The organism is Chryseobacterium aquifrigidense (assembly GCF_006716485.1).
GTDB classification, from domain to species: Bacteria; Bacteroidota; Bacteroidia; order Flavobacteriales; family Weeksellaceae; genus Chryseobacterium; species Chryseobacterium vietnamense.
Genome location: NZ_VFPD01000003.1, coordinates 443,758 through 455,615 on the forward strand (window position 1 = coordinate 443,758; position 11,858 = coordinate 455,615).

Annotated in this window: 9 protein-coding genes; 4 read left to right on the forward strand and 5 right to left on the reverse strand. The window is 36.2% G+C overall.

Annotated elements, in window-relative coordinates:
• Positions 1–44: 44 nt before the first annotated feature.
• The 3 genes from FB551_RS20790 to FB551_RS20800 form a co-directional block, all read right to left on the reverse strand.
• Positions 45–779, reverse strand: a complete 735-nt coding sequence (locus FB551_RS20790; protein WP_142018785.1) for a protein phosphatase 2C domain-containing protein — start codon at positions 777–779, stop codon at positions 45–47.
• A gap of 137 nt (positions 780–916) precedes the next feature.
• Positions 917–1,315: an immunity 22 family protein gene (locus tag FB551_RS20795; protein WP_047429504.1), complete on the reverse strand. Its 399-nt coding sequence runs from the start codon at positions 1,313–1,315 to the stop codon at positions 917–919.
• Positions 1,316–1,329: 14 nt separating this feature from the next.
• Positions 1,330–1,914, reverse strand: coding sequence for a hypothetical protein (locus FB551_RS20800; protein ID WP_142018786.1), 585 nt, complete (start codon positions 1,912–1,914; stop codon positions 1,330–1,332).
• Between the two features lie 188 nt (positions 1,915–2,102).
• Between FB551_RS20800 and FB551_RS20805 the strand changes: the two genes are divergently transcribed.
• Complete coding sequence (locus tag FB551_RS20805; RefSeq protein ID WP_047429520.1) at positions 2,103–2,750, forward strand: MgtC/SapB family protein; 648 nt, start codon at positions 2,103–2,105, stop codon at positions 2,748–2,750.
• Positions 2,751–2,791: 41 nt separating this feature from the next.
• Here FB551_RS20805 and FB551_RS20810 read toward each other — a convergent pair whose 3' ends face one another.
• Positions 2,792–3,277 (reverse strand): copper resistance protein NlpE, encoded by a 486-nt coding sequence (locus FB551_RS20810; protein WP_226798751.1) that lies wholly within the window; start codon positions 3,275–3,277, stop codon positions 2,792–2,794.
• 289 nt (positions 3,278–3,566) lie between these two features.
• Here FB551_RS20810 and FB551_RS20815 point away from each other — a divergent pair, with 289 nt between their 5' ends.
• The 3 genes from FB551_RS20815 (at position 3,567) to FB551_RS20825 (ending at position 7,848) form a co-directional block, all read left to right on the forward strand.
• Positions 3,567–5,705 carry a S46 family peptidase gene (locus FB551_RS20815; protein WP_142018787.1) on the forward strand — a complete coding sequence of 713 codons (2,139 nt, stop codon included), beginning with the start codon at positions 3,567–3,569 and terminating at the stop codon, positions 5,703–5,705.
• A 71-nt stretch (positions 5,706–5,776) separates the two neighbouring features.
• Positions 5,777–6,775, forward strand: coding sequence for a polysaccharide deacetylase family protein (locus tag FB551_RS20820; RefSeq protein ID WP_142018788.1), 999 nt, complete (start codon positions 5,777–5,779; stop codon positions 6,773–6,775).
• Entirely contained in the window at positions 6,772–7,848 is a 1,077-nt protein-coding gene (locus FB551_RS20825; protein ID WP_142018789.1) for a GNAT family N-acetyltransferase, read from the forward strand. Before FB551_RS20820 ends, FB551_RS20825 begins: the two co-directional genes overlap by 4 nt.
• Before the next feature lie 121 nt (positions 7,849–7,969).
• Here FB551_RS20825 and FB551_RS20830 read toward each other — a convergent pair whose 3' ends face one another.
• A complete protein-coding gene (locus FB551_RS20830) occupies positions 7,970–10,837 on the reverse strand; it encodes a M16 family metallopeptidase (RefSeq protein ID WP_142018790.1) in 2,868 nt (955 codons plus the stop codon).
• Between the last annotated feature and the right edge of the window lie 1,021 nt (positions 10,838–11,858).

An 11,858-nucleotide genomic window follows, 5' to 3' on the forward strand; every position in this document is an offset into this window, starting at 1 on the left:
AACTGATGAGGTTTGGACTTTTTCATGAGGCTCAGATATCTGAATTATTTTATTATTCTTATCATGGCTAAATCATCTGTAGGTTTTACTCCATATTGATGTTCCAATTGCTTTAGTTTCTTGTTAAGCATGTCCTCAGTGTTACTATTCTGACGGTCTATCATTAAATAGTCAGCAAAATTGATCATGTCTTCAGAATTCGTTTTTTTAATTTTTGAAAAGCTCAAAATACCATCAGTTGCAATGGAAACGTCATTTAAATGATCAAAAAAAAGTATATGGGACTGACGGGAATACCATTCTTCAAAGTCATTATGAAGGTGGTATGCTAAATAATCAGGTCTGTTATCACGATCAAATTCAGTAATATTTCCATTGACGCACACAACACCATCACCAATCGTTAAGACAATTCCTTCGTCCTTTGCATGGTCATAAACCAAGAGAATAAGAGTCGCTAATAATTCTTTTTCATCCAGCATCAGATAGTTTTTCACAAATTTGAGTTCATTGAATAAACTTTTTATGATTTCTTTGAGCTCTTCCTCCAGACTGTGGTGGCAGCTTTTTTCATATAATGCCTTATAACCGTTTTCAACAATAATTTTACGTAAAATCTTCCCAATAAGTGTTGATGCAAAATGACTATCCATAGCTGTAGAACATCCGTCCATTACAGCACACAAAATCTTGTCAGAATTGATTTTTTTGATGAGAAGATCATCTTCGCAATGATTAATATGATAATCTCCGATTTGTAGGGTAGAATATAAATTCATTACATGCTAAAATAGATTTATTTTTTTTAATGTAACTTTATTTCTTCCTCATTATAGTATAAAAATAGCAACAAATGATCACACATATCATGAAATCACTTGTTGCCGGTGTTAAGAAAGCAGTTTTGCTTTGGTTATTAAATATCATATTCTACTTCACCCACATAATGCAGTGAAAAATCGTCATTTTCTACAGAAACCGGATTAGGAATCACAAATCTTGTTGCAAAAATAATCGCGTTTACAGGCGTATCCAGACTGAGTTCATTCAGTTTTTTCTCTAAGATTGGAAGCCATTGGTCCGCATAAGAATACTCTGCAAACTTGTCATACAGGCTGAGGCTTTCATCCTCAAAACCATATTCTATAAAGTCATCATCAAACCACTTGATGTTCTGTGATTCTGCGAACTTGGAAACATACTGATCGTCAGTTTCTTCCTCTATATAATAATTTTCATCTTCTTCTACGAAGCTATAGAAATCTTCTTCATTTTTGAAATATCCTAACCAGAAGTGTGAAATTTCTTTATCCATAATTGTATATAATTTTATTTTTTAATATTTTTGAGCAAGTGAGATTTTTCACCGCTGATAAGCATACTGGTCATTATTGTGAAGCCTGTTTCGTCTCCTATATTTACATTGATTTTTTCTGAAAACTGCTGAATGAAATCTCCATTATTAAGATCATAAAGCCGGAATAGTGCATTTCCAAAGGTCATTCCCGCAGATTGGTTGATATTGAAAATTACCGGAAGCAGTAATAGATCTGCATTGCCGAATTTTTCTTTAATATAGTTCATTTCCTCACCGGTTATTATGCCTGTAAGATTAGGAAACATTTTTACTTCTTTGGATTTATAATCTTTCTCAGCAACTTTCTTTAAAATATCGATCACCCTTGTATCCATATTAGCCCGTAAAACAGCCGCATCTTTAAATTTTAATTGAAGTGTATCCCTTAAAATTTGATTTGTAATATCGTCATTATCTTTAAAATTATTGATAATGGGTACAAAAGCAACCGTTGACCCATCACTTTTAAAAGAATAATTTTCATTAAACACTTTTTGGGCATGTAACAATGTGATTCCGGATAATACGGTAAATAATGCAAAAATAAGGTTTTTCATAGGCGTTTTTTTATAACAATCTTCTTGTTGAATCCTTTTTATACTGGAAAATTACTGCAATTAAAATGTAACATTACAAAAATTTTTCATGCAACAAATTTTTTGGGGCACCAACGCAAAATCTCCTCAGCAAAGATAGTTCTTAATAGGATTTATTGTAAATTTATTCTCTGTTTAAATTATAAAAGATGGATTTTCTTCAGGACCACTATATTGTTAAAAATGAATTGCTGCTGATCCTTATTTCTGTTATTCTGGGACTGTTCATTGGTGCTGAAAGAGAATACCGTAATAAGTCGGCTGGTCTCAGAACATTTATTCTCGTATGTTTTGGAGCCTGCCTGTTTACCATACTTTCCATAAAAATAGGAGTCGCCAATCCGGATCGTCTTGCCGCCAACATCATTACAGGAATCGGATTTCTGGGAGCAGGGGTTATTTTCAAAGGAGATAATAAAATTGAAGGAATTACCACGGCAACCACTATTTGGGCCACAGCTTCTATAGGAATGGCAGTAGGTTCCGGCTATATTTATATTGCATTGTTGGGGACTACGTTGGTATTACTTATTTTAAGTGCCCTGACTTATCTCCAGAATTTTATTGATAATTATAATAAAGTAAGAGAATACAGAATTGCTGTAACAGACTCCCAGGATATTAAATATTGTGAAAATGTATTCAAAGAAAATCATTTAAGATATCAGATGCTTAAACAGCAGTATTCTCAGGAAAGCTTTACCATAATATGGAGGCTTACCGGAAAAAATAGCCATCATGAGGAAGTGATCAGACGTCTGGTAGATGATCCGAAAATTAAAGCGTATCAGTTTTAGATCATAAAAAAGCAAAAAAATAAAGGCCGAAGCCTTTACTTTTATTTTTTCTTGAAAACATAAAGATCCTTGTTCGGACCATCGATCTCTTTTCCTTCCATATCCAGTTGGATTAGAATATTCTCACCTACTTTGTATTTATAGTTGGCAGATTTCCCTTTTAAAGTAATCATGCTTCCTGTAGCATCCCATTCAAAAGAGCCTTTATCCTGGTTTTTTGAATTTCTCTCAAGATATTCCTCAGTAATGCTGAATGTCTTGTCATCGTTTAATGTTAAAGAAGTCTTGATTCCCGGACAGTCAGCGCAAGGAACTGTTGCTTCATAAGTTCCCGCCCAGTCCAATGCATTTTCCGAGGTGTCACCCGCTGCTGTAGGAGTAGCTTTAGTAATGCTGTCTGTAGCAGCGGGTTGTACAGCCGTAGCAGAATCTGTAGTACCCGTTGTTTCAGTCGTTTCTTTTTTAGAACATGAAGAAAGGAACAGAATAGATGCCATTCCTAACATGAGCATTTTGCTTTTCATCATAATAATTAATTTAAGTATGTTTTTAACAGTAAAGTTACTTCCAATCAACAAAAACTGAGCCAGAGGGGGATGGCGGTTAATGTTTAAAGTTTAAAGTTTAATGTTGCTGGTTGATAGTTGTCAATATACGGTTCGGGTTTACTGTATAGATCATTAAATGAATTTTCTGCTCCCTTCATTAATACATTTTACTTTTTACATTTACAAAAACCTACTCTTAGTAACTTTTCCACCTGTTTTATAAAGCCTGTTCATATTTTTCTTTGTAAATTGGGGCAAAATTTTGATTATGACAAAAAAGATACTTTTATCTGTATTTCTTTTGCCAGCTGCAATGGCATTTGCGCAACAATATGGAGGAATGTGGATTCCTACGGAGCTGAATGAAAAGGAAATGAAGGATTTAGGAATGAAGATTTCTGCAAAAGATATTTTCAACCCTCAGAAACCAAGCATTAAAGATGCGGTTGTACAGTTTAACGGCGGATGTACTGCAGAGATTATTTCGCCTAAAGGATTGCTTTTAACCAACCATCACTGTGGTTTTGGTCAGATTCAGGCACATTCTACCGTTCAGAATGATCTTCTTTCAAACGGATTCTGGGCAAAAAATACAGAAGGTGAACTTCCTAACCCGGGAGTGAAAGTAGACTTTATTGTAGATATAAAAGAAGTTACTGATCCAATACTGGAAGGTACGGACAACCTTACGGAGCCCGAGCTTACTAAAAAGATCAACAACAATATTGAGGTGTATAAAAACTCTCAGAAAATTGAATCTTACCAGTCGATCATGGTAAAGCCAATGTATTATGGAAACAAATACTATGCTTATACCATTGAAACGTATAAAGATATCCGTCTTGTAGGAGCTCCTCCTCAAAGTATCGGTAAATTCGGAAGCGATACAGACAACTGGGTTTGGCCAAGACACACCGGAGATTTCTCTATGTTCAGAATTTATGCAGACAAGAACAACAAACCTGCAGAATATTCAAAAGACAATGTACCTTACGTACCCAAACACTATTTACCGGTTTCTATCAAGGATAAAAACGAAAACGATTTTACTTTTGTATTCGGATTCCCGGGGAAAACAACAGAATACCTTCCTGCAGTTGGGGTAGAGAAGATCATGAAAGATATTGATCCTGCAAGAATTGCAGTACGTGATGTGGCTCTGAAAACGTTGGACGAAAAAATGCGTGTTGACAATGAAACACGTATCAAATATGCTTCAAAATATGCTTCTGTTGCCAATTACTGGAAAAAATGGATCGGTGAAGTAGAAGGACTGAAAAAATCCAATGCTGTAGAAAAGAAAGTAATGTATGAAGGTTCTTTGGTAGCTAAAAATCCTGAGATCAAGACTACTTTGGATCAGTTAAATAAACTGTACAATGATCAGGCTCCTTATGCATTAAACAATGCGTACTACACTGAAGTCATCAGAAATGCGGAAACCTTGAAGCTTGCGGGTGATTATTATGACTTCGTAACTTCAGTGGAAGCCGGGAGAATGGATGAAAAGGAACTTTCAAAATTAAAAACAAAACTAACTTCTTTCTATAAGGATTATAGTGCAGAGCTTGATGCTAAAGTAACCGCAAAATTACTGGCTTTATATGTTAATAAAACTGCAGCACAGTTTTTACCGGCAGGATTCAGCAAATATAAAGATGAAAATACCAATATTCCTGTTGTAGAAGAGATGTCTAAAAACTCTGTTATCACAGGAAGAACAGCTGTAAACGGAGGAACATTAACTACTGATATTGATAAAGCATTTTCTAATCAGGATAAACTGATCAGAACTTTAAAGAAAGACCCTGTTTATCAATTATATGTTTCGATGAAAGAAACGTATATGAAAACTGCAGATCCGCAATATACTTCTATGCAGGCAAAAATTGATGCTTTGCAAAAGAAATTTATGGCACAGCAGATGCAGACGGATAAAGACAGAAAATTCTTCCCTGATGCGAACTCAACACTTCGTGTAACGTATGGTAAAGTAAAAGGTTCTACTCCCAGAGATGCTGTTTCTTACGGATATCAGACTCACCTTGCAGGGGTAATGGAAAAGTACGTTCCGGGAGATTATGAATTTGATGTTCCAAAGAAACTGATTGATCTTTACAACAAAAAAGACTTCGGAATTTATAAAGATAAAACAGGTGATGTTCCTGTAGGATTCACCGCCACCAATCACACAACCGGAGGAAACTCAGGAAGCCCGGCTCTTGATGCCAATGGAAACCTTGTTGGATTGAATTTCGACAGACAGTGGGAAGGAACAATGAGCGATATCAATTATGACCCTCGTTTCAGCAGAAACATCATGGTAGATACAAAATATATCCTTTTCATCATAGATAAGTTTGCTGATTCAAGGTGGCTTGTTGATGAAATGAAGATCATAAAATAATTTTAAAAGTTATACCTTTAAGAATCTATTTGAATTTAATTTTGAATAGATTCTTTTTTATTTAGAATAGGATGAAAGAAATGATCATCAATGTTTTAGCAGCTTTTGAGTCTGAGAATATCGGGAAATCATTTCCGCTGGATTACTGTCTGCCGCTTTATCATAGTGTTTCAGATCAAGAACTTCCTCACTTAAAACATGTGATCCGCTATAAGACGACTCAACAGTTTGAAGACGATCTCGATCATATGGCCCGGAATTTTCAGTTTGTGAACTGGCAGGAGTTCAAAGATTATAGGTCCGGGAGTTTTAAACCTTCAAAAAAAATTGCCCTTTTAACTTTTGATGACGGTTTCAGAGAGTTTTATGATATTGCGGCTCCCATTTTGGAACGAAAAGGAATTTATGCCTGCAATTTTATCAATCCGGCTTTCATAGATAATAAAGAGATGATGTTCAGGTGCAAGGCCAGTCTTCTTGCCGATGCTGCTGAAAAACAGAAAACGATTGATCCGGAAATTTATTTTATCTTATCGCTGAAGAACGCCGATAGAAGCGGTTTACAAAAGAAAATTTTATCCATAAATTATCAGGAAAAAGATATTCTGGATCAGCTAGCGGAAAAATTTGAGGTAGATTTTAAGGCCTATTCAAAACAGCACCAACCTTATTTAAGTACAGATCAATTAAAAGAACTTACCCGAAAAGGTTTCGGAATCTCTTCGCACAGCTGGGACCATCCGAAATACGGGGATTTATCTTTGAAAGAACAGATGGAAACAACAGATAAGACTTTTAATTATTTAAAAGAAAATGATTTCCTCTATGAAAGTTTTGCTTTTCCGTTTACCGATTTTGAAGTTAAAAAAGAATTTTTTGATGAACTCTATAAAAATAAAGAAATCTATTGCAGCTTTGGATGTGCTGGTATAAAACTGGACAGTGTAAAGAGAAATTTCCAAAGAATTCCTATGGAAATGGGAGAGAGCGGAGTGAAGATCCTGAAAAAAGAAATCGCTTACTTCAGATTGAAAAGCCTGATTAATAAAAATACGATTGTGAGAAAATGATAGCGCTGAAGACATACAACAGAAGAGAACTGGAAGATTTTATATCCTCCGGAGATTTTCAGCATTATGATTTTCTTCCGGTTACCAGACATCGTGCGCTGTCTCATATTCAAAATCCAAAAGCATCAGATGAAGATGTACTTCTAATTCTGGCTTTTTTTGAAGAAAAACTGGTCGGTTATGTGGGATGTTTTCCGGACTCTTTTATGATTGATGGAAAAGAAATCCGCTATGCCTGGCTCAGCACCCTGTATGTAAACCCGGAATACAGAAAGAAAAGACCAGCCAAAGCATTATTGAAAAGAGTTTTTGAAGAATACGAAGGCAGAATTGCCATCACAGAATTTACCAAAGAAGCAGAAGCACTCTACAATATTATGGGTGTTTTTGAATATGTTTTTCCTAAAGAAGGGAAACGCTATTATTTCAGAACCGATGCGGCTAAAATGATTCCTGAAAAGAAACCGGTAACACAACCATTGAAACCTCTTTTTCAAATCCTTGATGCTGCAGCCAATGGACTGATCTCAATAAAAAACCTGACCGCACCAAAACCGGATTTTAAATACAAAGTTCTGGATAGGATCGACAAAGAAAGTGCGGATTTTATGAATAAGTTTTCAGGGATGCGCAACGCAGACGAAATCAATTCTTTTATAGAAAATCCTTGGGTCCTGGAAGGTAAAAAAGAGGAAAAATACCTGTTTTCAAGTTTTGCCGACAGCTTTAAGTACTATTGGATAAAAATTACGGATCAGAATAATAAACTTACCTCTTGTTTTCTGCTGCAGCTGCGCGATGGCTATCTTAAAATTCCTTATCTTTTTTCGGATGGTAATTTAGATGAGGTTGTCCGGTTTTTAAATTATTTCATTGTGACCCATAAAGTGAAAGGCTTTACCTCTTACCAAACCGGCTTGAACAAAGAAATACAACAATCAAAAGTATTTTCACATCTCTACGAACGTGATTTCAATAGAGCGTATCTGTTTCATAAAAATCTTTTGGAATTACTTCCCGGTCATTTTAATCCAAACTATCAGGATGGAGACGGGGATTGTATGATGACATAATAGAATTATAAATGATGAATGATGAATGATGAGTTACCTGTGATCAATTATCATTTATCACTTATCACTTATCACTTATAAAAAACAAACCGCACGATAATTCTATCGTGCGGTTTGTTTTTTAATGTCCAAATATATCTTTCAGACTTACTTCTTTAAATGTTCCCATTTTGTTGACAGCTTCCATATCAAGATTCTCTTTTTTGCCGATAATGGCAGTATTAAAATGTATTGATTGGATTTCTGTCTGATAAAAATGTTTGATATCTTCAAACTTCAGGTGTTGGATCTGTTCATAGATATCCTTTCTGAAATCATGATAGATGTTCAGTTTCTGTAGTCTTAAGGTATTGAAGAATATATTGTTTCGGGTAACTCTTGTAGAGGCAATCTGTTTCAGAGCTGCATTTCTGGCATTTTCAAACTGAATAGGTACTTCAGGAAGTTCGTTCATCAGTTCATTCAGCGTATCTACTGCAATCATCAGTTTGTCAGGCTGAGTTCCGATATAGGTGGTGACATAATCAGGATGGTTCAGCTCAGCGTTTGCTGCATAAGAAACATAGGCAGAGTAAGCAAGACTTTTACTTTCACGCATTTCCTGGAAGACAATGGAAGATAGCCCTCTTCCAAAATATTCATTGAAAACATTGATCTTTCCGAAATGAAGTGGATTCACCACGTTTCCTTTACCAATCTTACTCATTTCCATCTGAACCATGTCATAGTTGATGAAATATACGTTTCCTCCCGTTGCCGGTTCAGGATATTGCTTGGCTTCCGGAATCTGAAGGCTTTCAGGTTCTGTATACTGACCAATATATTCTTTAAAGTTTTCAAAATCTTTACCGTAGAAAAATACCTGATAAGGATATTGGAAAAGCTTTTTCATTCTGTCTGTGAATACTTCAGGATTGCTGTTTTCAAGTTCTTCCTTAGAAATAACATCTGTAAAGCGTGAGTTGCTGCCCAGTTTCGTATAATTGTTCAGCGCTGTTATGATACGGTTTTTATCTTTCTTAATGGCCTCGCGATTTTCCAGTACTGTACCTACAAACTGATGATAGATTTCCTGATCAGGCTGTACATCGTGCATCCAGTGCTGCAGAAGAGCAATTCCTTTCTCTATATTTTCTTCCAGTCCGCTTAAAGAAATAATCAACTGGTTGTTTGTAGTCTTAAAATCATTGCTGATTCCTATTTTGAAAAATTCCTTTTTTAAATCTTCCGGTGAAAGAACATCAGTTCCCAAATACTGTAAAAGCTGAGTGGAAATTCCTAAATCTCTGTCATGATCACTCCCCAAAGGAAAAATAAAATGCAGCTGAGCAATATCGTTGTACTTATTCTTTACAAAACTTAATTTCTTTCCGTTAAGCTGATCCGTAATGATTTCTTTTTGATAATCAATGAATTCGGGCTTAATATCCTCAGTTTTATCCGCCAGAATCTCTTTCAGAAACTCTGACTGCGTATCACGGTTGATCTTAACGGGAGTGATTCCGGGATTCTCAACCCTGATCAATTTGTCGTTGACTCCTTTTTCTTTGTTGACAACCACATAGTTTTCTTTAAAAAACGCATTGGCAAAATTCACCACATCATCTTTAGTAAAAGCGGCATACTCATCCATTTCGTTCAGTTCCTCTTCCCAGGTTCTTCCTTTTATATAAGAATCATAAAGGGTAGTAGCAAGACCCTCTGCAGTTTCAAGTCCTTTCATTCTCTGCAGTTTGAAATCATTGATGATGGCAGGCAACATCCAATCCGGAAAATCACCTTTCTTGATCAGTTCAATTTCACCAAGTACCATATTCTTTGCTTCCTCCAGAGTTTGCGTTTCCTTAGGAACAGCAACAATGGAAAAATATCCATACTGTCTTAGTCCTACGGAAAAGGCCTGCGCCCAAAGCATCTTCTGAGTCTGGTTAATATGTAAATCCAATAATCCGGCTTCCCCTCTGTTGCTGAGGATATTGGCAACCACATCAGCCAGCATAGCTTCTCTTGTTCCGTAGCTATCTGTTCTCCATGCAAGCTGAGTGCGTGGAGTAGTAGGGCTTTTTACCGTTCTTGTTACAATTTCTGTAATAGGTTCTTCAATAACAGGTGTCTTTTTAGGAAGCTCTTTATAAGGTAAAGTCCCGAAATACTGATCAATTAATTGGATCGTCTCATCAAAGTCAAGATCCCCAACCAGAACCATCGCATAATTATTGGGAACATAATATTCATCGAAATATTTATGAATAGCCTTCATCGATGGGTTCTTTAAATGTTCCGGTTTTCCCAGTGTCGTTTGCTGTCCATTGGGATGAGTAGGGAAAAGGGCATCCATCAGTTCGTAGTTCACAAGTCTTGTGTCATTATCCTGTGCTCTGTTGAACTCCTCATACACCGATTCCAGCTCTGTATGAAAAAGACGAAGTACAATTTCAGAGAACCTTTCCTTTTCTATTTTCAGCCACTTTTCAAGTTCGTTATTCGGAATATTATTTTTATAAACCGTTTCATCAAACCAGGTATGGGCGTTGGTGCCACTGGCCCCCAGAGAAGAAATTGCTTTGTCATATTCATTGGCAATGGCATATTGGCTGGCTTCCTGGGAAACTTCGTCTATCTTTTTATAGATTTCCTTCTTCTTTTCAGCATCCTGTTCTGCTTTATGCTCTTCATACAATGCTGAGATCTGATCAAGAAGTTCCTTTTCTTTCTCCCAATTCTGAGTCCCTATTTTTGAAGTGCCTTTAAACATCATATGCTCAAGATAATGAGCCAGCCCCGTATTGTCGGCCGGATCATTATTACTTCCGGTTTTTACAGGAATGAAAGTCTGTATTCTTGGTGCGTCAAAATTCTGCGCAAGAAAAACCTGTAATCCATTTTTCAAAGTATAGATTCTGACATTATTTTCGTCGTGGGTTACCGTAATATATTCGTAGTGGTTTTTATCTGTATGTACCGTTTCCTTATATTTTCTGTCTGTCATATATAAAACTCATTTCATTCCTTAGAAACCGGAATGCACTACAAATGTAAGGAATCAAAAAAAATGTTGACCCTTTTTTATCATTATTACATCTATTGTTACAGTTGAAAACTTGAATCATTCATCAGAAACGGCTTCTCAATGCTGAATATCATCATATATTATATAGTATACTCCAATTTCATACTCTTACTCCTAAGAACATCATTTTCTGTTTTTCTCCAACTCCTCAAAAGCTCACACACTCAAAAACTCAAAACTCTAATACTCTATTATTCTCAAACCCTCAAGCTCTCCAACTTTTTTAGGAGCTATTTCCTGCTATCCATTCATACGCCCACGCTCAGGCCCACCCACTCTCCAACCCATGCTGCGGGGTAACCATTACTATCAGGGCTGGGGAAGAGGGGAGGATATAAGTAATAAGTAATAAGTTATAAGTTGGCACAAATAAAAACAAGTTCACATAGGCTATAATAAAATATTCAACATGATCCGTGTCAATCTGTGTCATCCGCGGTTAAAAATAAAAACCATTCAATAGGAACGGACTATAATCCTGAGCTTCGTCGAAGGAAGCCCGTTTAATCAAAAGGAATTCCTTAATTCGGCTTTAGCCCAAGCTTATATATAGATTATTAATTTAAAAAAAGCTCTACTATATAATATATATACCTTCTTTTGATCAATGGTCACCCTAAAAACCCCGCATCTCGCTCCCCGCATCCTATATCATATCCTTACTCCTTACTCTCAAACTCACCCCGCTCGCAGCCCACACCCCGCACCCCGCATCTCGAAACTCCCCCGAATGATCCATTTTCACCCTCTCCAACGCTCAAACTTTCCAACCCTCCCACACTCTCACCCGATCCCCAAACAAATGTTTAAAATTTTTCACTCTGCTATCCAGCTCTTTAAGGCTTAATATTACAAAACGGTAAAATTTATGTTAAATAAAGTTGCGTGGTGTGTATGAAGTTTCTATCTTTGCCCCACTGAAAAACGAAAGAATGACAGT